This window comes from Dyadobacter koreensis (assembly GCF_900108855.1).
Taxonomy (GTDB): Bacteria; Bacteroidota; Bacteroidia; order Cytophagales; family Spirosomataceae; genus Dyadobacter; species Dyadobacter koreensis.
Genome location: NZ_FNXY01000002.1, coordinates 486,967 through 509,345, shown reverse-complemented (window position 1 = coordinate 509,345; position 22,379 = coordinate 486,967). Strand labels below are relative to the sequence as shown.

Annotated in this window: 18 protein-coding genes; 14 read left to right on the top strand and 4 right to left on the bottom strand. The window is 41.5% G+C overall.

Annotated features, from left to right (window positions below):
• The first annotated feature begins 354 nt into the window (after positions 1-354).
• Entirely contained in the window at positions 355-3,492 is a 3,138-nt protein-coding gene (locus BMY70_RS06655; RefSeq protein WP_090333666.1) for a SusC/RagA family TonB-linked outer membrane protein, read from the top strand.
• A 20-nt stretch (positions 3,493-3,512) separates the two neighbouring features.
• Positions 3,513-5,114, top strand: a complete 1,602-nt coding sequence (locus BMY70_RS06650; protein WP_229209507.1) for a RagB/SusD family nutrient uptake outer membrane protein — start codon at positions 3,513-3,515, stop codon at positions 5,112-5,114.
• A 72-nt stretch (positions 5,115-5,186) separates the two neighbouring features.
• On the opposite strand, the gene BMY70_RS06645 is transcribed toward BMY70_RS06650, so the two are convergent.
• Positions 5,187-5,597: a putative quinol monooxygenase gene (locus BMY70_RS06645; protein WP_090333663.1), complete on the bottom strand. Its 411-nt coding sequence runs from the start codon at positions 5,595-5,597 to the stop codon at positions 5,187-5,189.
• A 252-nt stretch (positions 5,598-5,849) separates the two neighbouring features.
• On the opposite strand from BMY70_RS06645, the gene BMY70_RS06640 reads away from it, so the two are divergent.
• Both BMY70_RS06640 and BMY70_RS06635 read left to right on the top strand, forming a co-directional pair.
• The gene (locus BMY70_RS06640; RefSeq protein WP_090333660.1) at positions 5,850-7,094 is read left to right on the top strand and encodes a pyridoxal phosphate-dependent aminotransferase; all 1,245 of its coding nucleotides are present in this window, start codon (positions 5,850-5,852) and stop codon (positions 7,092-7,094) included.
• Between the two features lie 161 nt (positions 7,095-7,255).
• Positions 7,256-8,050, top strand: a complete 795-nt coding sequence (locus BMY70_RS06635) for a queuosine precursor transporter (RefSeq protein ID WP_090333657.1) — start codon at positions 7,256-7,258, stop codon at positions 8,048-8,050.
• Between the two features lie 134 nt (positions 8,051-8,184).
• On the opposite strand, the gene BMY70_RS06630 is transcribed toward BMY70_RS06635, so the two are convergent.
• Positions 8,185-8,940, bottom strand: coding sequence for a TrmH family RNA methyltransferase (locus BMY70_RS06630; protein WP_090333655.1), 756 nt, complete (start codon positions 8,938-8,940; stop codon positions 8,185-8,187).
• Here BMY70_RS06630 and tamL point away from each other — a divergent pair.
• The 7 genes from tamL (at position 8,940) to BMY70_RS06595 (ending at position 16,859) form a co-directional block, all read left to right on the top strand.
• Positions 8,940-11,405, top strand: coding sequence for a translocation and assembly module lipoprotein TamL (tamL, locus tag BMY70_RS06625; RefSeq protein WP_445438681.1), 2,466 nt, complete (start codon positions 8,940-8,942; stop codon positions 11,403-11,405). The genes BMY70_RS06630 and tamL overlap by 1 nt on opposite strands.
• 162 nt (positions 11,406-11,567) lie before the next feature.
• Positions 11,568-13,025, top strand: a complete 1,458-nt coding sequence (gene miaB, locus BMY70_RS06620; RefSeq protein ID WP_090333653.1) for a tRNA (N6-isopentenyl adenosine(37)-C2)-methylthiotransferase MiaB — start codon at positions 11,568-11,570, stop codon at positions 13,023-13,025.
• 69 nt (positions 13,026-13,094) lie between these two features.
• Entirely contained in the window at positions 13,095-14,390 is a 1,296-nt protein-coding gene (locus tag BMY70_RS06615; RefSeq protein ID WP_090333650.1) for a sigma-54 interaction domain-containing protein, read from the top strand.
• A gap of 29 nt (positions 14,391-14,419) precedes the next feature.
• Positions 14,420-14,980, top strand: coding sequence for an LptE family protein (locus BMY70_RS06610; protein ID WP_090333648.1), 561 nt, complete (start codon positions 14,420-14,422; stop codon positions 14,978-14,980).
• Positions 14,981-15,040: 60 nt separating this feature from the next.
• Positions 15,041-15,718 (top strand): DUF8458 domain-containing protein, encoded by a 678-nt coding sequence (locus BMY70_RS06605; protein WP_090333647.1) that lies wholly within the window; start codon positions 15,041-15,043, stop codon positions 15,716-15,718.
• 52 nt (positions 15,719-15,770) lie between these two features.
• A complete protein-coding gene (secG, locus tag BMY70_RS06600; RefSeq protein ID WP_090333644.1) occupies positions 15,771-16,181 on the top strand; it encodes a preprotein translocase subunit SecG in 411 nt (136 codons plus the stop codon).
• A gap of 96 nt (positions 16,182-16,277) precedes the next feature.
• Positions 16,278-16,859 carry an LOG family protein gene (locus BMY70_RS06595; protein ID WP_090333641.1) on the top strand — a complete coding sequence of 194 codons (582 nt, stop codon included), beginning with the start codon at positions 16,278-16,280 and terminating at the stop codon, positions 16,857-16,859.
• A 57-nt stretch (positions 16,860-16,916) separates the two neighbouring features.
• Here the strand turns inward: BMY70_RS06595 and BMY70_RS06590 are convergent, their stop codons facing one another.
• A complete protein-coding gene (locus BMY70_RS06590; protein WP_090334763.1) occupies positions 16,917-17,624 on the bottom strand; it encodes a hypothetical protein in 708 nt (235 codons plus the stop codon).
• Between the two features lie 232 nt (positions 17,625-17,856).
• Between BMY70_RS06590 and BMY70_RS06585 the strand changes: the two genes are divergently transcribed.
• Both BMY70_RS06585 and groL read left to right on the top strand, forming a co-directional pair.
• On the top strand, positions 17,857-18,153 hold the full coding sequence (locus BMY70_RS06585; protein WP_090333639.1) for a co-chaperone GroES: 297 nt from the start codon (positions 17,857-17,859) through the stop codon (positions 18,151-18,153).
• Positions 18,154-18,206: 53 nt separating this feature from the next.
• The gene (gene groL, locus BMY70_RS06580; RefSeq protein WP_090333636.1) at positions 18,207-19,838 is read left to right on the top strand and encodes a chaperonin GroEL; all 1,632 of its coding nucleotides are present in this window, start codon (positions 18,207-18,209) and stop codon (positions 19,836-19,838) included.
• 329 nt (positions 19,839-20,167) lie between these two features.
• Here the strand turns inward: groL and BMY70_RS06575 are convergent, their stop codons facing one another.
• A complete protein-coding gene (locus tag BMY70_RS06575) occupies positions 20,168-20,830 on the bottom strand; it encodes an ABC transporter ATP-binding protein (protein ID WP_090333633.1) in 663 nt (220 codons plus the stop codon).
• An 88-nt stretch (positions 20,831-20,918) separates the two neighbouring features.
• Between BMY70_RS06575 and sucC the strand changes: the two genes are divergently transcribed.
• Entirely contained in the window at positions 20,919-22,142 is a 1,224-nt protein-coding gene (sucC, locus tag BMY70_RS06570) for an ADP-forming succinate--CoA ligase subunit beta (protein WP_090333631.1), read from the top strand.
• Positions 22,143-22,379 lie beyond the last annotated feature (237 nt).

Here is a 22,379-nt window from a genome sequence, read left to right as displayed (position 1 = left end):
CCCAAAAACCTCCGACTTTTTACAAATATTGCGCACATTTTTTAGGTAAATTCTAAAAATTGTGGTCTTCACTGAAATTACGTACAATACTATACCGTTAGTACGTAACTATTAAAATGAGATTAAAAGATTTAAGATTTGTAACCCAAATATTACCAAAGCATCAAACAGATAAATATTGTGATCACATGAATTATTAAAAATAAATCTGTACTTTTTTAATAATAATTCAGGTATAATGCCATTAAACCAAACTTTATTTTGGCATTCACCAAAAACACGTTGTTTTAATTAAAACAATAATTACTTTTGCAACATTAAATTTCTATTAAAAACCTAACTATTTATTTCTTGATGAAGAAATCAATACTCTCAATTATGATGGTATTTTGGGCTGGTATTATACTGGCTCAGAGTAAAGTCGTTACCGGAAAGGTAACTGCCGAAGAAGATGGATCAACCATCCCCGGCGCCAGCGTTTTAGTGAAGGGAACCTCTGTAGGAACACAGACTTCTGTGGACGGAACCTATCAGATTGAAGTTCCTAATGGCAGCACTACCCTAATCTTCAGCTTCGTAGGATTGCTTTCACAAGAAGTTACGATCGGAAATCAAAGTGTTGTCGACATCCGAATGAAGTCTGATGTAAAAGCACTTGGCGAGGTTGTTGTGACAGGTTATGGTACTCAGCAAAGAAGAGACGTGACAGGTTCTGTTGGAACAATTAAGGGAGACGGACTTAAAAACATCGCCGTTCCAAGTTTCGACCGTTTCTTGCAAGGACAGGTTGCAGGTGTGCAGGCTTCGGTTCCAAGCGGTATCCTTGGCCAGGCTGCTAAAATCAGAATTCGTGGTGTAAACTCGATCTCAAACAATTCCGACCCTCTTTATGTAGTGGACGGATTGCCTTATATCACAGGAGATCAGGGAGCAAACACGGTCAATAACCCGCTTGGAGATATTAACCCGAACGATATTGAAAGTGTTGAAGTGCTGAAAGATGGTTCAGCGACTGCGATTTATGGTTCAAGAGCAGCAAACGGTGTGGTTTTGATCACAACAAAAAGAGGGAAACTGGGAAGCGCCCGTATCACCTATGATGGCTGGCTTGCGTCTTCAAAACCATCGAAGAAATTTGATCTTTTGAATGCTGACGAATTCATTGCAATCACCAATGAAAAACTCACCAATGCTGCTTTGCCAACCGCTGCATTCCCTACATTGAATCCGGATACGCAACAGCCATATAACACAGACTGGCAGGATGTAATTCTTAGAAGCGGATTTCAGCAAAACCATGCTTTGTCGTTCAGCGGAGCAACGCCGCAGACAAACTACTATTTCTCATTAGGTTATGCTGACCTGGAAGGAAATATCGTTGGTAACAACCAGACGAAATATAATTTCCGTGCAAAACTTGATCAGAAAGCATTTAATGACAAGGTAACGTTCGGAATGAATACATTTGTTACGCATACGACAAACACTGGTTTGAACACCGGAACAAACGCTTTGTCAGGAAACGTAGCCGGCGCGATTTACGCATTCCCGAACGTTCCTTCAAAATGGCCTGATGGAAGTTATAACCTTAGTGCGGATGGCGCAAGCTTGGGACAAGGATCAAACCTGCGTCCTCTTTACGGTAACTACACCAACCAGGCATATGTTTTAGATAAAAACATTTATAAAAACCAACAGCTTAACCTTACTGGTAACGCTTTTGTAGATGTTGAAATCGTTAAAGGACTGAACGCAAAATCTTTTATCGGTATCAACTACCTGAACGGTGAAGATTATTTGTACTACGATCCTGGACATGGAGATGGTAAAAACGTTAATGGTAGAATTTATCAGTATAACCTTCCATCTTTCCGTTACAACTGGCAGAATACGATCAGCTATAACAATACATTCGGAGCCCATAAAATTGGTTTCGTAGGAGGTCATGAAATTCAGAAAACAAGATCAAGATATTTCTTTGCACATGGTACGAACTTGTCGAACTCGTATTTTGGTAGCAATGAAAATATCATCAGCAATACCTTGACCAACCAGTTCATTGGTGGTACTGCGTCTGAAAGAGCATTCCAGTCTTTCTTCGCAAGGGCGAACTACTCGTTACTTGATCGTTACTTAATCAGTGCAACAGTTCGTCATGACTTGATTTCTTCTCTGCCGCATAACAATCAGGGAGCAACGCTTCCGGGTGTTTCTTTGGGATGGAGAATTTCGGAAGAAGGTTTCTTCAAAAACAGCCCGGCGCTAGGTTTCGTAAGTGAACTTAAACTTCGTGGGGGATGGGCAAAAGTTGGTAACGTAGAAATTGGAAACTATCCATATGCAGGTACTTTCGGCGCAGCACAATATGGTGATTTGAGCGGTATCCGCTTTAATCAGGCAGGAAATGGTCTTCTTGGTTTTGAAACAAGTAAAAAATTAAACTTCGGTCTGGACCTTTCGCTTTGGGCTAACAAACTTAGCTTCTCCGCGGAATACTTCCGTAACGACATCGATAACCTGATTCTTCAATCTCCTACGCCTCCTTCATTGGGTGTGCCGGGTAACACGATTGCACAGAACATCGGTAAAATGTACAACAAAGGATGGGAATTCAGCATCAACAGCACAAATATCCAGACTGATAATTTCTCATGGAGAACCAGTGCAAACGTTTCTTTCGTACAAAACAAGGTACAAAGACTTGTGGCAAACACGCCAATCAACAGTACTTACAACACAACAAGAGAAGGTGAATCTATCGGATCTTTCTTTGGATATGAATACTATGGTGTAAACGCTGCAAACGGTAATCCGATCTATGAAAAAGCAAACGGAACCTACGTTCAGCAAGTAACGGCTGCAAACCGTTGGGCAGTATATGACCCTGCCAACCCATCGAACGATTCTGAAGCCGGCGAGGCTTTGACTTTTGCAGACAAGAGAATTTTGGGTAGATCCAACCCGACTTGGTATGGTGGTTTGAACAACCAGGTGTCTTTCAGAAACTTTGATTTCACGTTGTTCTTAACATTCTCAGGAGGAAATAAAATCTATAACGTAACGAGACAAGAGCAATTGAACAACCAGCTGTTTGCCAACGCCGGTCGCGAATTGCTTGACCGCTGGACAACTCCGGGACAGGTTACTGAGGTTCCAAGACTATATTTTAACTCCGATGCACGCGCAAATCAGATCGGTAACGCTACATCAAGATTCCTTGAAAACGGTAATTTCATACGTGCTCAGAATATCAGCCTTGGTTACACAATCCCTTCTTTCCTGAAGGATAAAATCAAAGCGACGAATTTGAGAATCTATGCACAGGTTCAGAACGCGTTCCTTATCACAAAATACAAAGGGTTAGATCCTGAGCTAAGTTTTGTGTCTGCTTCCGCAACAGCAAACGCAGACAATAACAACCAAACAGGTCTTGATAACCGTACAAACCCGGTTCCACGCGTGTTCACTGTTGGTCTTAACCTTGGTTTTTAATAAAAACATTCAATACAGCAATGAGAAAAAACGATAAATTACAATATAAAATAACGAGGAGATCTGCGATCGCCATGTTGGGGATGATGGCAATTCTTCCTGCCTGCAGCGATTTCACCAAACTTGAACCACTGGCTGCTTTGTCGGAAACAGCTGCGTTTACAACACCGGCAACAATAGAACTTGCTACAAATGGTGTATACTGGGCTGCTTCGGTAGGACAGTATGAAGGAGCAGCGGGTCGCGGGTACCCTTTTGGGGCGGCAGCGATCGAACAAGGCGAAATGCGCGGCGAAGATATGTTGAACATTCAGGCGTTCTACGATATCACATACCGTGGACTTTACAGTCCGACAACTGCTAACAATAAGAATCACTGGGAGCAGCTTTATGCATTGATCAATCAGGCAAATATTCTTATCGATGGTGTAAAAACTGCGGGAGCAAACGGGATCGTAAGCGCAGAGCTGGCAGCACAATATGAAGCGGAAGGCCGTTTCTTACGTGCGCTTGCACATCATGAATTGCTGATTCATTTTTGCCGTCCTTTTGCCGACGGAGCTGGATCTCAGCCTGGCGTTCCTTACAGAGAGAAACCAATTATTTCAACAGGAGCGGTTCAGGAAGGACTGGCTCAAGGAAGAGGAACCGTTGCAGAAGCTTACACGAAAGTTCTTGCTGACCTTGATTTTGCAGAACAAAGTTTACCTGCAACACGTGCTGCCAATGCTATTTCACGTGCAACAAAAGGTGCTGCAATTGCTTTGAAAACGAGAATCAAACTGCATCAGCAAGATTGGAAAGGTGTAATAGCAGAAGGAGCCAAATTAGGAACTGACGGAACAGGCGCAACATTTACAAGCCCAATCGGAGCTTATGTTCTCGAAGCTGCACCTGAAACTCCCTTCGTAAACTACAAAGCAAACAAAGAATCTATTTTCTCGATTGCTAACAGCGCTCAGTCGAATGGTGGTGTCAACGGTGCTTTGGCAAGTATGTTTGGACCAACTTCTCTTGCAGGACGTGATCTTGTTGCAACAAGCCCTAATCTATACAATGCACCTTTCTGGGTTGACGGTGATTTGAGAAGAACAAGACTCCAGACAAAACAAGCAACCGGGAGTTATCCATTTGCATATAACTACAAATACCGCGAGTATGGCGTTTTCGGAGACTGGGCACCTGTTTTACGTTATGCAGAAGTTTTGTTAAATGTTGCTGAAGCGTCTTCAAGAGATGGAAACCCAACAAAAGCTTTGGCTCTTCTGAACGCAGTCCGTAACAGGTCTGTACCAGCGGCGGCACAATTTACAGCCGCACCGGCTGACCTCACGCTGGCAATTCTTCAGGAACGCCGAATTGAGCTGGCTGGTGAAGGACGCAGATGGCCGGATATCCACCGTTTATCGCAGGACCCTGTTTATAAAGTTTCAAATGGTATCCCAGCGAAAGTGGAGGTGACACAAGTAAAAACAACAAGTTACGATATCGCGACACGTCCGATAATCGCTGGCTCAGTTGCTGAAATCCCGTATTCCGATTTCCGCTTCCTATGGCCAATTCCATTCTCTGAAATTTCTGCAAATGAAACGTTGAGAACGCAGCAAAATCCTGGTTATTAACCTAACTAAGTATATAAATTAGAAAAGGCTATCTTTCAATTTTGAAGGGCAGCCTTTCTTGTTAAATATTAATTATTTTATTTTCATTCCGGGTAAAAGCGGCACAGAATCAACTAGTTCAAGAGATTTTACCATATCTTTTGTGCCATTTTTGTATTTCAGAAATTGTTTGGTTTGGATATGCGACTTGTAAGCAGCCGAATCTGCATAAATTTCCAATATTGTGATATGATTTGGCTTGGCTCTTTCAGAGACCGCATATAAAGTCAACACCCCGGGTTCAAGACGGACCGACTCTTCGATCTCCTCTTTAAGAAACCCATTGTAATCCTCTAACTGAACCGGATCAACGATGATTTTGGCAATTCTCACCATCTGGTTTTTAGTTTGACTGAAAGCTTGTTCAGTTGACAACATCATTAAAATGCCACTCGCCAGTAACCCTATCTGCCGAAAGCCTTTATTTAAATTTTTCACTTTCATTATACTTAGTTGATCATGTTCGTAAATATTTACCTGGTTTTAACAAATCAATATACATATTTTTCCAGGTCTCCTGGGTGAAAAATTGCTTTTTTAAATTGCTGTCTACCTCTTTAAAAACACCGAAAAAATTATCTTACACAAGGGAAAAAGTTTGACTAGAAAATAATTGTAATTGATCAATGAAAGAAGAATTGATGATAAAAGCTGATTTTTCTTAACTTTGGTTTATAATATGATCTTATTAAACGCATGGAATTCTTAAAAAGTCAGCGCCTCAACAATCTCAAATACGAAATTCGTGGGGCTACTTACCAGAAAGCGTTAGAATTGGAAAGCCAGGGCTTCAAAATTCATAACCTTAATATTGGTAATCCTGCACCATTCGGCTTCGATTCGCCGGATGAAATTGTTCACGATATCATTATGAATATCCGCAATGCGCAGGGGTATGCTGACTCCCGAGGTTTATTTTCCGCGCGTAAAGCCGTCATGCATTACACGCAAACGATTGGCATACAAGATGTTGAGATCAATGATATTTTTATCGGTAACGGCGTCAGTGAACTGATTCTCTTGTCCATGCAGGCACTGCTGAATCCTGGCGACGAAATTCTTGTTCCATCTCCTGACTATCCGCTCTGGACAGCCTCGATCGCTTTGAGCGGTGGCAAACCGGTGCATTATGTATGCGACGAAGAATCTGACTGGAACCCGGACCTGGAAGATATGGAGAGCAAAATCACTTCCCGTACCAAAGGAATTGTTTTGATCAATCCGAATAACCCAACAGGTGCTGTATATGAAAAAGATGTTTTGAAAAGGATCGCTAAAATGGCAGAGGAACATGGTCTGATCATTTTTGCCGATGAGATTTACGACAAGATATTATATGATGGCGCTGTGCACCATCCGATGGGAACAATGGTTTCAGAAACCTTGTGTGTTTCTTACGGCGGGCTTTCTAAAAATTACCGTTCGGCAGGTTTCCGAGGCGGATGGATGATTTTGAGCGGTGCGAAGCAAAAAGCAAAATCCTATGTTGAGGGTTTATTGCTGCTTGCAAGCATGCGTCTTTGTGCCAATGTCCCGACCCAATATGCAATTCAGACTGCCCTGGGCGGATATCAAAGTATCAAAGAATTAGTCCTTCCGACAGGCCGTTTGCATAAACAGATGAATCTTGTTTACGATCGCCTGACTTCGATACCGGGGATTACCTGTGTAAAACCCAAAGGTTCTTTATACGTTTTCCCGAAAATTGACATGAAGAAATTCGGTTTGAAGGACGACGAAACCTTTGTTTACGATCTGTTAAGTGAACAAAAAGTACTAGTTGTAGCCGGAACCGGATTCAATTATATCACCGACGACCACTTCAGGATTGTATTTTTGCCAACCAATGACGAATTAAATCAGGCGATGGATAAGCTTGAATATTTCCTTGAAACGAGACGTGTTCTTTCCACGCGCACCGTCGAAGACGTTATAGCCTGATTGTTAGCTTTTGGCGATTAGGTTTAGCTATTAGCTTCTTGAAGCTAATAGCTAATTTTTTGCCTTTTATTTAGAATTTCAATTAACAAATACTCTATTTTTCAGTCAGCTCAGCTATCAACTAATCGCCAACAGCTTTTCTCCAAATCACTCCCTTTATCATGGAACAACCTTTACTAGCAGAACAAAAACGGCAGCGGCTTTTTCTTCTACTTTGCGGTATATTTCTAACCAATGCGCTGATCGCGGAAATTATCGGTATGAAAATATTTTCAGTTGAAGCATTGCTTGGTTTGCCACCGGCGCAATTACCCATCGGCGGTGAAAAATTGGATTTTAATATGACTGCTGGCGTGCTCAACTGGCCGGTTGTCTTCATTACTTCGGATATTATCAACGAATATTTTGGGACAAAAGGTGTAAAAAGGATTTCCTACCTGACAGCAGGATTTATCGTTTATACCTTCATCACAATTTATTTTGCTACACAATTACCACCTGCAAAATTCTGGCTGGATGTTAATAATACCGACAGTACCGGAAATCCGTTTAATATCAACGATGCCTTTTACAGAATTTTTAATCAGGGGCTTGGTATCATGATCGGCTCGATTGTGGCTTTTCTTTTGGGACAAATTCTGGACGTTTCCGTTTTCTCTTGGCTTCGCAGAAGAACAGGCAGCAAATATATCTGGCTCCGGGCAACAGGCTCAACAATGTTTTCGCAGCTTGTCGACAGCTTCGTTGTCCTAACGATTGCCTTTTATGTTTTTGGAAATTGGGATATGAAACAGATATTTTCTGTCGGAAGTATCAATTATTTATACAAAGGTTCGGTCGCGATTTTATTGACGCCGGTCTTATATGTCGCCCATTATTTTATCGATCGCTATCTGGGGAAAGAATATGCAGAGCAGCTGGCGCATCATGCTGCGCATGATGGAGAGGTTTTGTAGGTTTTTTTAGTTATTAGCTGGTTTGTTAACTGTCCGACGGTAAAAAAAACGTCGGACTGTCGCGTTCCGGTCGGATGGCTTTTTCTGCCATCCGACCGGTAATAAAACATTCCGTGATACGAGCTCAAAAAAATTTACCCGATAACCCGCCTCATATTATCCAGCATAACAGCCGTCGCGATACCAACATTTAAAGACTCAGCCTCTCCTACTCTTGGAATTGTTATCCGGTGCGTAATAAAAGCTTCTGCCTCTGCGCCAATTCCATTTGATTCATTTCCCATCACAACATAACCGCCTTCGTCAGAAAACGGGTGGTCGTAAATAGATTTTCCATCCAGGAATGCGCCAAGCAGATTTCTGTTCTTTGCATGCTGTGCCAAAAATTCCGGCAAGTTGGTATAGAATAAATTTACTCTTGTAAAAGAGCCTTTACTTGCCGCAATTACCTTGGGATTATACACATCAGTCGTATCCGACGAACAGATTATTTTTTTGATACCATACCAGTCGGCAATCCGGATAATGGTTCCCAGATTTCCCGGATCACGAATATCATCCAAAATCAATGCGTATTCCCGCATATCTGCGCTCAAAAAAACGTTATCTTTCGTCTTTGCAACAGCCAGACAAGAATCATTTGTTTGAAATAATCCCAAACCTTCGAGTTCCTTAGCCGTAACAGTTTCGACAAGAGTTTTATTGTCGGATAAAATACTTGAGTATTTTTGCTGAAAATCCGGGGTGGTTAATACAAATTCAGTTTCAAACTCTGATTCCAGCAATTCAAGAACGCTTTTAGCACCTTCAACTATAAAAGCCTCATGAAGTTGTCTGTACTTCTTGATTTTCAGGGAATTAATATATTTTATACGATTTTTAGACAGCATTGAATATTAGGTGTAGGGTTACATATTTCGGATATTTCTTCCTTTTTTTTCTGGGAGTGACAGGTTGCGCCCGCAAAACCAGCACGGAGTCCGGCAATTATTTTCTTGGTAATTCTACTTTCAAAGGTAATAAAGTCATTAGCGACAGTGATCTGGATGCCTTAATTCCCCAAAGACCAAACAGCCGTTTTCTAAGTTTACCAATTTTTCCAAAAGTTGGTATCTACCAATTTGGTCAGCTTTTCTATAAAAAAGAAGAAAAGCAGCGCAAGGTTATTGAGGTGACGCAAAATTATCAGAAAGAATCGCGTTTACACGAAAATAATGTCAGACAATTAGAAAAGATTCAAAGGCGATATGCAAAAAGACTTGCCCGGGCACAAAAACGTGTAGATGAGGGAAATTTCTGGATGCGTGTTTTAGGTGAAGCACCCGTTTATTACAATCAGAATGACGTTGCGAAAAACGCGGAGAAGATGCAGAAGTACCTTTACAATAACGGCTTCTTCCAGAATACTGTAAGTTTTAAATCGGATACTACCTTCAAAAGAATCAGAGTAAAATATCTGATCGCAGAAAACCGTCCGGCTATACTTGATCAAATTAATTATCAGGTCCGGAACCAGATGATCGACAGTTTGCTCGAATCATCCAAAAAAGACGCAACGCTGATCAGTAAAAAACGGTATGACGGAGATGCCTTTGAAGAGGAACGCATAAGAATTGAAACTTTGCTTCGGGATCAGGGATATTTCGGATTCTCCCGACAGAATGTTTCCTTCCTGATCAATGACACGATTTCGAAACCCAAAACAGACAGTTTGTTCAAAAGTGTCGATGTGAACGTCAGGGTAAATTTGCCGGCAAAAGACGCAAACCCAATCCCTTATACAATTGAATCCGTTCGTTTTGAAGTTTTACCACCAGCTGGCCTACCGGATTCTTTATTTAAAAAAGATACTGTTTATTCACAAGGCATTCAGTACATTTTCGCAGACAAAAAATTTGCTCCGAGAATCCTTGACACAAAAATACGTATGCGGCCGGGTGAACTTTACAGCCAGAAAAACGAACGCGATACCCAGCGTCAGCTTTCTTTGACCGATCAGTTCCGTTTTGTAAATTATAATTTTGATTCCACCGGTCATAAAATAAAGGTTCATTATCAAGCCATTCCGCTTGAAAAATATCAGGTTTCAGCCGATGTAGGGTTGAACGTAATCCAGCTTCAGGGGGCTCCAGGTCCTTTTGCAAATTTGTCTTACAAGATCAGAAATGTCTTTAACGGACTTGAAAATTTTGAGGCAAACTTACGTGGCGGTATTGAACTTGTTCCCGGTTTTGTTGAAAATAATGGCATTTATCGCAGCCAGGAAATTGGCTTAAATACTTCCCTGACTTTTCCGCGTCTCTTAATTCCGTTCCGTCGTTTCCAGAATACATCGGCTTTATACAATCCCCGAACACAAATCGGTTTAGGATACAACTATGTTGAAAGACCGGAATACACGCGTACAAATGTTAAAGTAGCCATGAGTTATTCCTGGCAGCCAACAGTTAAAACGCTTTGGACGTTATCATTCATTGATTTAAATATTCTGAATACCACTAAAATACAGCCGGCTTTTCAAAACCTTCTTGAAGAATTGTTTCTCCAGGGAAATAATCTAAAATACAGTTTCAACCGATCTTTTGTCTCAGACGTAAACCTGACGTTTGTGCATAATACCAACTCGATTATCGGTCCGCAGAAAAATGCTCATTATTTCCGTGCGTCACTTGAATCCGGAGGAACGACACTAAATATTTTGCCTTCACAGGAGAAATGGATTAATAATATATTCGGTAGAAGTAGGGATACTTTGCAATTTTATAAATATTTACGAGGCAATATTGACTTTCGTAAGTACTGGCCTACGGGACGACGTTCGTCTTTTATCGCCAGAATCAACACCGGCGCGATTTATAGTTACGGGGATAATAAAGTACCGCCTTACGAGAAATATTTTTTCGCAGGCGGTTCAAATAGTTTAAGGGCGTGGCTCCCACGCCGTCTGGGCCCTGGGTCTGCAGCGCCAAGAATCACGGACGCCAATTTATCCATCGAAGCGCCGGGAGAATTTCTATTGGAAGGTAACCTGGAATGGAGGGGACATTTGGCCAAGTTTTTCGGAGACATTAATTATGCCCTTTTTGTTGATATGGGAAATGTATGGAGTTTTAATGCTCAAAATAATTCTTCAAATCTTAAAGCAAGTTCTTTTCCGAAAGAAATTGCCGTCGGAACTGGTTTCGGTATTCGTTACGACCTTTCCTTTTTCATTCTGCGTTTTGACTTCGGAACAAAGGTTTACGATCCTTATTCCCAAAAATTCGTTTTGGATAAACTTAAACTTAATCGCCTTTTCAACCGCCGGGAGGAAAATTTCCTTAACATCAACCTGGGCGTAGGTTATCCGTTCTAGCCGATTTAACTAATCTTAACATCCAAGTTCTCTGCCAGTTTGTCAGTTTTCATGGTTTTATTCGTACCTTTGCAGTTCGTTCCTGGAACAAAACGGGATTAAAAACGATTCTAGGCAGTATACAGGAACAAAGAAATTCAAACCGTTCAATATCACGGATAAATGGAGAACAGAATAGCGGAGACCCTAAAAATATTAACCGAAACAGATAAGGAAGCTTGTGAAACTGTGCGTGTTTCGGAAAATGAGCCGATATCAAATAAAAAACGCTTGTTTATAGAAAGTTACGGATGCCAGATGAATTTCGCAGATAGTGAAATTGTGGCCTCTGTGATGCGTGAGGCAGGTTTTGCTACGACATCAGACGCGGAAAATGCGGACCTGGTTTTTCTCAATACCTGTGCGATCCGCGACAACGCGGAGCAGCGTGTAAGAACACGCCTTAAACAGCTGAACGTTTATAAGAAAAAAAGACCGGGCATGCTGATCGGCGTTTTAGGATGCATGGCAGAACGATTGAAAGCTAAATTTCTTGAAGAAGAAAAAATGGTTGATATTGTGACCGGCCCGGATGCATACCGCGATCTTCCAAGATTGGTCGAAGAAGCAGAAACAGGTCAGAAAGGCGTCAATGTTTTTCTTTCAAGAGAAGAAACTTACGCTGATATTTCCCCGGTCCGTCTGAATTCTAACGGTATCACAGCATTGATCTCGATCATGCGCGGTTGTGATAATATGTGCAGTTTCTGCGTTGTTCCGTATACACGCGGACGCGAGCGCAGCCGTGACCCTGAATCAATTTTGAAAGAAGCGCAAGATCTTTTTGACAATGGTTATAAAGAAGTAACACTGCTTGGCCAGAATGTGGATAGCTATAAATACGCCAATCCGAATGATAAAAATGAGATTGTTTCTTTCGCCAAGCTTTTGGAAAAAGTTGCGCTGATCAGTCCGGAGCTTAGGGTTCGTTTCAGTACCTCACATCCGAAAGACATCACGGATGAAGTTCTTTATACGATCAAAAAGTACGATAATATTTGCAAGTATATCCATTTGCCTGCTCAAAGCGGGAACACTCGTGTTCTGGAAATTATGAACCGGACGTACACCCGTGAATGGTATCTGGAAAGAATTGACAGTATCCGCAGAATTCTCGGAGAAGAGTGCGGGATTTCACATGATATGATTGCCGGATTCTGTACAGAAACGGAAGAAGAGCATCAGGATTCACTTTCGTTGCTTGAATATGTACGCTTTGATTTTGGTTATATGTTCTCGTACTCGGAACGCCCGGGAACGCCGGCGGCGAAGAAATTCAAAGACGATATTCCGGCCGATGTAAAACAAAGACGCCTGGCTGAAATCATCGAAGTGCAGCAGCGGATTTCAACAGAACGTAATAAAAAACTGATCGGAACGGTTCAGAAAGTTTTGGTTGAAGGCACATCAAAACGTTCAGTGGATGACTTTTCAGGCCGGAGTGACCAGAATAAAGTCGTTATTTTCCCGAGAGAAAATTTCAAAAAGGGTGATTATGTTAATGTCCTGATTACAGAAACTACGTCGGCTACCTTACGGGGCAGAGCTGTTGTGGAAGAAGAAATTGCGCAGTTAGCCTAATTTAAAGCAGTCCGTTGCATTAACCAACAAAAGGCTAACCGCTAAAAGCTGACGGCCAATCGCTATTTAATGGATTCAACAGAAATACAAGCAATAAAAAACCGGTTCGGGATTATTGGTACATCGCCAGCGCTTAACCATGCAATCAATGTGGCAGTGCAGGTGGCGGCGACGGATCTGACGGTTTTGATAACAGGAGAAAGCGGAAGTGGAAAGGAATCTTTTTCAAAAATCATCCACAGTATCAGTTCCAGAAAACATGGTCCTTTTATAGCGATCAACTGTGGCGCCATACCGGAAGGAACGATCGATTCGGAACTTTTCGGGCATGAAAAAGGTGCATTTACCGGAGCGCTGGATTCAAGAAAAGGTTATTTTGAAACAACCAACGGCGGAACGATTTTCTTGGATGAGGTAGGCGAAATGCCGCTGGGTACACAGGCGCGTTTGCTTCGTGTTCTTGAAAATGGAGAATATATCCGAGTAGGTTCGTCAAAAGTTCTGAAGACAAATGTCCGCGTAGTGGCAGCAACAAACGTTAATTTGCTTGACGCTGTAAACAATGGAAGATTTCGCGAAGATTTGTATTACAGATTAAATACGGTTCCGATCTATGTTCCGCCCCTGCGTGAACGCGGAGAGGATGTATTATTGCTTTTCAGAAAATTCACTAATGATTTTTCTGAAAGATACCGGACGAAAGCAGTTCGTCTGGATGCTGATGCGCGCGAATTGTTGATGCGTTATGAATTCCCGGGAAACATTCGTCAGCTTAAAAATATTGCGGAACAGATCACAATCCTGGAAACAGATAAAGATTTGCCAATCAATGCAATAACTTTAAATAACTACCTGAATCCTGTTCAGCCGTCAAGCCGGAAGGCACTTGTACCACTTCGTCAGGGCGAAGACTCTGCAACTTCTTTTTCAGAAAGAGAGCTTCTTTACAAGGTTTTGTTTGATATGCGCAGGGATATGACTGAGCTTAAAAAGCTGGTCAGAAACGTCCTGGAAAATGAAAAATATGGCGGTGATATTTTAAAGGATCATCAGGAATTATTCAGTTCTATTAATAGCCCTGAGCCTGTTATCAATGCACCAACTACCGAACCGACGCGGTTATTAACGCCACCACAATCAAGAACTGTTGATCTTGACAGGTATTCCGATGAAAGAGGTGAAATCGAAGACGTTTTGCACGTCACAGCAGAAGAAGAATCGCTTTCTCTGGAAGACAAGGAGAAAGAAATGATCATCAAAGCGCTGCGGAAAAATAATAATAAACGAAAGTATGCAGCCAGCGCATTAGGAATTTCGGAACGTACGTTATATCGCAAGATCAAGCAATACGATATTGAGGAGTAAGCATATAGAATGACAAATAACAGTCTAAAATGAGTTTTAACATAATAAATATCTTGAAAAAATCCATCGTGTTACCTCCTGCGGCCAGGAGATTTCTTTTGGTATTTTTCATTCTTAATTCGTCTCTTCTGATTTCCAGCTGTGGTATTTATTCGTTCACAGGAACGAGTTTATCCCCTGATATAAAGACCTTTACTATTGTAAATTTTAATATGGCAACTGCGGGTGGGCCTTCTGATCTTCCCCAGCGACTTACAGAACAGCTTAAAGAATACTTCCAGAAAAACACAAGCCTTACCTTACAGCAAAACGGCGGTGATTTACTTTTGGAGGGAACGATCACGGGTTATGACGTTCTGGCAGCGGCACCAACCGCGAATGACCAGGCGGGTCTTAACCGTTTGAATGTTACTGTTCAGGTGAGGTTTACGAATGCGCAGGATGAAACCAAAAATTTTGACCAGTCATTTACCTACTATGCCGATTTTCCTCAGGACCAAACGCTTAATCAAAATGAATCGCGTTTGTTACCGACAATACAGGAGAATTTAGTACAGCAGATCTTTAATAAATCAGCAGCCGACTGGTAAGACAATGGCATTTGTCTTACATTCAATAATTATTTCAAAAAATTAAAACTGAGCGATTTAATGACAATCGTTGATAAGGAAACGTTTAGTCGTTTGGTAAAAGATCCGAATGATCTGGATATAACGGTGATCCCAAAACTTGAAGCTACGATCAAGGCTTTTCCGTATTGTCAGATCTCATACTCATTATTGGCAAAAGCATCACAGTTGAGCGATACTGATCAATTAAATGACAGCACGCCGAAAGCGGCGGCATATGCCCTGAGCCGTATTGCTCTTCAGCAACTTGTTGAAGGAAAATATAAAGCCTACGAAACTCCTGTTGAACACGAAATTGCAACGATTGCAGAAGAGCCGGTTCCGAAATCTGAAGATATTCTTGAAATAATCGAAGCCAAAGAGGTTAAGCCCTCGCAAGCTTCCCTGATTTCTGAATTGCAGAAAAAACAGCAGCAGATCATTCAGGGTTTCATAAAAAATAATCCGAGAATGGGGCCTATCAGGCAAGATGCAAACGCTGAACCGGTATCACTTGATTTGACCGGACGCGTGGCTCAATCCAATTCTTCCGAACCTTTCGGAGGAGGAATTGAAACAGAAGCATTTGCCAAAATTCTGCTCCGGCAGGGCAAAAGAGACAAGGCCATCGACATATATCAAAAATTGATTTTGAAAAAACCAGAAAAAAAGGATTACTTTGCGAAAAAATTAAGTGAATTAATCCATAATCAATCTTAATTTCGCTTACTTATTAATTGCGTATTCATTCATTCTATTTTATATACAAGGCATGTATTTGGGTTTGATTATTCTGGTTGCGATCATCGCAGTATTGTTGATTCTGGTAGTATTGGTGCAAAATTCAAAAGGAGGAGGTCTTTCGAGCGAATTTAGCGGAGCAGGTACTGCACAAATGTTCGGTGTTAAGAAAACCACAGATTTGCTGGAACAAATCACCTGGGGACTTGCAGCTGGTATTATCTTGATCTCCTTGGCGTCTTATGTGATTGCCAGCGGAGGTGCCTCTGATGCAGGCGGTATCAATAGCGTGAACATTGAAAAAGCACAAAACACAGTTATCCCTGGCGCTAAATTGCCAGCGGCTCCTGCACCTGGCGCAACAGCTCCGGGAGCAACAGCTCCGGGAGCCGCAGCTCCGGCAGAAACAGCACCTGCAGCTCCTGCGGATACTACAAAATAATAAAAACGTCGCGTTTTTACCGGCAGCTAATAAGGGCAATTTAATTTGTCTTTATTAGCTGTTTTCATTTCTAAGTATCTCATAAAAGAAAAACGAATGAAAAGGATAACAGTTTTCTGCGGTTCAAGTTTTGGGACTGAGGATATTTACAAGTCACAGGCGACAGCTCTTGGCAAAGCCCTGGCGCAAAAAGAAATTGAGTTGGTTTATGGCGGCGCAAATGTTGGACTTATGGGCGCTGTTGCAGATGGGGTTTTGAGTGAAGGCGGAAAAGTGACGGGTGTTTTACCATACTTCCTTCAATCAAAAGAAATCGCACACGAAGGATTGACAGAGTTGATTCTGGTTGACAGCATGCATGAACGCAAAACAAAAATGAGTGACTTGTGCGACGGCGTCATTGCTCTTCCGGGAGGTTTCGGAACGTTGGAGGAACTTTTCGAGATGCTTACTTGGGCCCAACTTGGTCTTCATAAAAAACCAATTGCTATATTAAATATTGACGGTTTCTATGATGCACTGAATGTTTTAATTCAGTGCATGGTTGACAAAGGTTTTTTAAAAGCTGTGAATCAGGAAATGCTTTTGGTAAGTAATAATATCGACGAACTACTCACCAAAATGAGTGAATATGTGGCACCCGAAGTTGGAAAATGGATTAGCAAGAAAACGGCTTAATAATATTTCCAAAAAAAGACGAGATTGGCGAAAGGCGAAAGCCGGCAGCTATTTTCGTCAGGCCACATTCATTTGTCTTACCATAAGCCTTTGTACTACTGGCAACAGCGTTTCCTGCAATGGATAGTCGTACTTTGACTCAACGACATAGGTGGCAGGATTAGGCCAGGCCTGAAATTTTCTTGTAAGGTCAATTTTTATCTGCTCTATGGTCGTCCCGATCGAGGTACGGACTGAATCGATCAGCACTGTTTTTAAATATCTTTCACGCATTTCATTATAAAGCGCCAGCTGATATCTGAAAATCGTGACGATTCTTTCATAACTGTTCAGAAAAAATAAATACCCTTCCTCCGTCCTTAGAGGAACAATTCCTACAGGTGAAATTTTGATATTTTCTCCCACTTCCGAAAATCGGTCCACTCCCTCTTCCATTGTTTTGGAAAATCTCGGTATGGCAAAATCAAGAATATAATTTAGTTCAGAGAGATATAGATCATCATGAAGTGTGTCCTCGTAAACAAGTTTTGCCGAAGATATATCAATTCCTTTCAAAGTTTTCGGGAAAGAGCTGCGGATTGCATTTTTATTTGCCTGCAAATTTTGACAGGCGTCAAGGTGTAATTTTAATTCTTGCAGGTATGGATAGAGGCGATTAGAGGTAAACTCACCATTGATGTGCTGTAAATAATCCAGCACGATATATTTTTTGTATTCAAAATCAAAAATTCCTTCTGTCAACCAATCATTATGAAGCTTCGCCATCGTATTCAGTTGTTTTGATCCTGCTAAAAATTTAGTCAATTCCGTCGACATCTCAAACGATTGTATTTACCTGACACATAATTTACTATAAAAATCATATTGCAGCTCGTTTACATACAAAATTGTCATAACATCCTGAAAAAATGTCAGACGAAATACGCTGGCATAGATTGTGCTTTATGGTTGCAAGTCATATCAATACTGACAACTTAAAAATAAACGTTTAATATCTATGTCAACTTTAGCAGAAATACAAGTGAACGTACAACCTCTGGCTGATCGTGTTCTTGTAGAACCAGCCCCAGCCGAAGAAAAAACAGCATTTGGTATCATTATTCCTGATACTGCAAAAGAAAAACCACAACGCGGTACAGTAGTAGCAGTTGGACCAGGCAAAAAAGATGAGCCTATGACTGTTAAAGTAGGAGACACCGTATTATACGGAAAATATTCAGGTACTGAATTGGCATATGAAGGAAAAGATATCCTTATCATGCGTGAATCAGATATCTACGCTATCATTGGCTAGTCATCTGACACCATCGGTATTTAAAATCTTAAAAATTAAAATCTAAAATTAGAATGGCTAAGAAAATATTTTTTGACATTGAAGCCCGCGATAAGATTAAAAAGGGTGTTGACACTTTGGCTGACGCCGTTAAGGTAACATTGGGACCTCGTGGTCGTAACGTTGTTATCGACAAAAAATTCGGATCACCTAGCATCACGAAAGATGGTGTTACTGTTGCGAAAGAGATCGATTTGAAAGATCCTATCGAAAACATGGGTGCTCAATTGGTTAAAGAAGTAGCTTCTAAAACTGCTGATTCAGCTGGTGATGGTACTACAACTGCAACAGTACTGGCTCAGGCTATCTACTCTATCGGAGTGAAAAACGTAGCTGCTGGCGCTAACCCAATGGATTTGAAACGCGGAATCGAAAAAGCGGTTGCTGCTGTTGTTAAAAATCTTGAGTCTCAGAAAAAAGACATCTCTACTTCAAAAGAAATCGCTCAGGTTGCTACTATTTCAGCGAACCATGACGAAGAAATCGGTAATATGATTGCCGAAGCGATGGAAAAAGTAGGGAAAGAAGGTGTTATCACTGTTGAAGAAGCTCGCGGTACTGAAACAGAAGTTAAAACTGTTGAAGGTATGCAGTTTGACCGTGGATACCTTTCTCCATATTTCGTAACAAATACTGAGAAAATGGAAGCTGATCTTGAGCGTCCATTCATCCTGATCTCTGAGAAGAAAGTTTCTTCAATGAAAGAACTTCTTCCAGTTCTTGAAGCAGTTGCTCAGACTGGCCGTCCTTTGCTTATTCTGGCAGAAGACGTTGACGGAGAAGCTTTGGCTACTTTGGTAGTGAACAAAATCCGTGGTGCTTTGAAAGTTGCTGCTGTTAAAGCTCCTGGTTTTGGTGACCGTCGTAAAGCTATGCTTGAAGACATCGCAATTATCACTGGTGGAACTGTAATTTCAGAAGAACGTGGTTTCAAATTGGAAAACGTTACTTTGGATTACCTTGGTACTTGTGAAAAAGCGATTATCGATAAAGACAACACAACTTTGGTTAATGGTTCAGGCAACTCTGAGGATATCCAGGGACGTGTTAACCAGATCAAGGCTCAGATCGAAAATACAACTTCTGATTACGATCGTGAAAAACTTCAGGAACGTCTTGCTAAATTGTCAGGTGGTGTTGCCATCCTGTACATTGGTGCAGTGACAGAAGTTGAAATGAAAGAGAAAAAAGACCGTGTTGACGATGCATTACATGCAACTCGTGCTGCTGTTGAAGAAGGTATCGTTGCAGGTGGTGGTGTTGCTTACATCCGTGCAACTTCTGCTCTTGAAGGCTTGGTTGGAAACAACGAAGACGAAAACACAGGTATCAATATCATCCGTGTTGCTTTGGAAGCTCCACTTAGAACGATCGTTTCTAACTCAGGTCAGGAACCATCTGTTGTTGTGGCAAAAGTGAAAGAAGGAACAGGCGCTTACGGTTACAACGCGAAGGATAATGTTTACACAGACCTTTTGGAAGCTGGTATCATTGACCCTAAGAAAGTTTCTCGTCTGGCTTTGGAAAACGCAGCATCTATCGCAGGTTTGTTGTTGACAACAGAATGTGTTATTGCTGACGAACCAGAAGAAAACGCTGGTCCTGCTATGGGCGGACACGGTGGCGGAATGGGTGGAATGATGTAATTCATCCCCTGGTCATATAGATTAAGGCAAAAAATAGCCGTCCGGAAAATCCGGACGGCTATTTGCTTTACTCAACGTTATGAAAATCTCCAACCCTTAGGAAATTTACTTTTAGACTCTGGTTTTACAAGCAAGTCACATATCTTCAAAAAAAAATCTTTTTATTTTTTCATTACCAAGTGAGCTAAAAAAAAATGACCGCCCGGAAGCTCCGGACGGCTATTTACTTTACTCAACGTTATGAAAAACTTCTCTATTATGACGATGTCATAGAAGGGAAGTCACATATAAAACAAAATATATTAACAAATTGTTTATTTTATATCATCTTATTGCAACATTCTTCCATCCTGCATCACTAACCGTCTGTCTGCCATTGTCGCAAGGTCTTCATTATGTGTGACAATTATGAACGTATGTCCAAGCTCATCTCTGAGTTTAAAAAATAACTGATGTAGATCGAGTGCATTCTGTGAGTCCAGGTTTCCACTTGGCTCATCAGCCAGAACGATTGCAGGTTTATTCAACAGCGCCCTCGCCACAGCGACGCGCTGCTGCTCTCCACCAGATAGCTGAGAGGGCAAATGATTCATCCTGTCAGAAAGCCCCAGCAATCCCAAAAGCTCCTCTCCTCTTCTTTTTATCTCTTTTTCGTTAAGCCCGGCATTGATATAACCCGGCATGCAGGCATTCTCCAAAGCTGTAAATTCTGCCAAAAGATTATGAAACTGGAAAATAAAACCAATCTCCTCATTTCTGAATTTAGCCAGTTCTTTATCTCCCAAACCCGAAACTTTGGTATTTCCGATAAATACTTCTCCCTCATCCGGCCTGTCCAACGTCCCAAGAATATGCAATAACGTACTTTTCCCAGCGCCCGACGCGCCAACAATGGCAACCACCTCGCCACTATTCACCTCTATATCTATTCCTTTCAAAACTTGTAAGGCACCATATGTACGCTTTATTCCTCTGGCTTGAAGTAAATTCATATTATGAAAAGATAATTAGGTAAAAAGCTACCCCCGTTTTGATTAATTCCTTAATTTGCCGTGAAAATACCAATTTACTTTTATACTCATGAATATTCACGAATATCAAGGCAAAAGTGTCCTGAAAAAATACGGCGTACGTATTCAGGAAGGACTCGTAGCCGACACCCCCGACAAGGCGGTGGAAGTCGCCCGTGAGATTAGCCAGCAGACAGGTACCAAGTGGTATGTGGTTAAATCACAAATTCACGCGGGTGGGCGTGGTAAAGGCAGAATTGTAGGCAGCGAACAACGCGGTGTTGCCCTGGCAAAATCTGTTGAGGATGTGCGTACAATATCAAACAACATTCTGGGAAAAGTACTTGTTACGCACCAAACTGGCCCAGAAGGCAAGCGCGTAAACAAAGTCCTTATTGCAGAGGATGTTTACTACCCAGGTCCTAGTGAGCCAAAAGAGTACTATCTGTCCATTCTGCTTGACAGAGGCAGAAACTGTAATGTCATCATGGCAAGTACAGAAGGTGGTATGGATATCGAGGAGGTTGCTGAGCATACTCCTGAAAAAATCATGAAAGAGTGGATTGATCCAAAAGTTGGATTACAACCTTTCCAGGCTCGCAAAGTTGCATTTGCCCTTGGTTTGGAAGGCGACGCTTTCAAAGAAATGGTTAAATTTATCACTTCTCTTTACAGAGCTTACATTGAGAGTGATTCAGCGATGTTTGAAATCAACCCGGTTTTAAAAACATCAGATAATAAAATTCTTGCAGTTGATGCAAAAGTTGATTTGGATGACAACGCATTATACCGTCACCCAGATCTTGCAGATATGCGCGATACCAACGAAGAAGATCCTTTGGAAGTAGAAGCAGGAGCGAACAACCTGAACTATGTAAAATTGGATGGAAACGTAGGCTGTATGGTAAACGGTGCCGGATTAGCAATGGCTACAATGGACCTTATCAAGCTTTCAGGCGGCGAGCCGGCTAACTTCCTTGATGTTGGGGGTGGAGCAAACGCACGTACCGTAGAAGCAGGTTTCCGTATCATCCTTAAAGATCCAAACGTTAAGGCTATCTTAATTAATATCTTTGGTGGTATTGTTCGTTGCGACCGTGTTGCAGCAGGTGTTGTTGAAGCTTATAAAGCGATCGGCGAAATTCCTGTTCCAATCATCGTTCGTTTGCAAGGAACAAATGCTGAAGAAGGAGCACGTATCATTAACGAATCAGGTTTGAAAGTTCAGTCTGCGATTGAATTTAAAGAAGCTGCTGCGAAAGTTTCTGAAACACTTGCGCAATTGGGAGTTTAATTTTTCGGAAAATTTATGGAAGAGGACGATCATTTGGTCGTCCTCTTTTTTTGTCACATAGCATCGTACGAATAATTCACATTTCGGTGCGCTGCACCTTATGGCTTTTGTTTCGACATTCTTGCTCTACAAATATTTTGGTGCTCTGCACCGTTTGAGGATTGCAATTTTATTAAGATACAAAGCGCCACAATATTTGCAGAATCCATAAAATAGCAAACACCGATCACCGGTTGC

Excerpts from the sequence above, each read along its gene's own strand:
- BMY70_RS06640 (WP_090333660.1), top strand. The coding sequence starts at position 5,850 with ATGGAATTCTTAAAAAGTCAGCGCCTCAACAATCTCAAATACGAAATT.
- BMY70_RS06605 (WP_090333647.1), top strand. The coding sequence starts at position 15,041 with ATGACAATCGTTGATAAGGAAACGTTTAGTCGTTTGGTAAAAGATCCG.
- miaB (WP_090333653.1), top strand. The coding sequence starts at position 11,568 with ATGGAGAACAGAATAGCGGAGACCCTAAAAATATTAACCGAAACAGAT.
- BMY70_RS06630 (WP_090333655.1), bottom strand. The coding sequence starts at position 8,940 with ATGCTGTCTAAAAATCGTATAAAATATATTAATTCCCTGAAAATCAAG.
- sucC (WP_090333631.1), top strand. The coding sequence starts at position 20,919 with ATGAATATTCACGAATATCAAGGCAAAAGTGTCCTGAAAAAATACGGC.
- secG (WP_090333644.1), top strand. The coding sequence starts at position 15,771 with ATGTATTTGGGTTTGATTATTCTGGTTGCGATCATCGCAGTATTGTTG.
- BMY70_RS06575 (WP_090333633.1), bottom strand. The coding sequence starts at position 20,830 with ATGAATTTACTTCAAGCCAGAGGAATAAAGCGTACATATGGTGCCTTA.
- BMY70_RS06635 (WP_090333657.1), top strand. The coding sequence starts at position 7,256 with ATGGAACAACCTTTACTAGCAGAACAAAAACGGCAGCGGCTTTTTCTT.
- BMY70_RS06655 (WP_090333666.1), top strand. The coding sequence starts at position 355 with ATGAAGAAATCAATACTCTCAATTATGATGGTATTTTGGGCTGGTATT.
- BMY70_RS06650 (WP_229209507.1), top strand. The coding sequence starts at position 3,513 with ATGAGAAAAAACGATAAATTACAATATAAAATAACGAGGAGATCTGCG.
- groL (WP_090333636.1), top strand. The coding sequence starts at position 18,207 with ATGGCTAAGAAAATATTTTTTGACATTGAAGCCCGCGATAAGATTAAA.
- BMY70_RS06585 (WP_090333639.1), top strand. The coding sequence starts at position 17,857 with ATGTCAACTTTAGCAGAAATACAAGTGAACGTACAACCTCTGGCTGAT.
- BMY70_RS06615 (WP_090333650.1), top strand. The coding sequence starts at position 13,095 with ATGGATTCAACAGAAATACAAGCAATAAAAAACCGGTTCGGGATTATT.
- BMY70_RS06610 (WP_090333648.1), top strand. The coding sequence starts at position 14,420 with ATGAGTTTTAACATAATAAATATCTTGAAAAAATCCATCGTGTTACCT.
- BMY70_RS06590 (WP_090334763.1), bottom strand. The coding sequence starts at position 17,624 with ATGGCGAAGCTTCATAATGATTGGTTGACAGAAGGAATTTTTGATTTT.
- BMY70_RS06595 (WP_090333641.1), top strand. The coding sequence starts at position 16,278 with ATGAAAAGGATAACAGTTTTCTGCGGTTCAAGTTTTGGGACTGAGGAT.
- BMY70_RS06645 (WP_090333663.1), bottom strand. The coding sequence starts at position 5,597 with ATGAAAGTGAAAAATTTAAATAAAGGCTTTCGGCAGATAGGGTTACTG.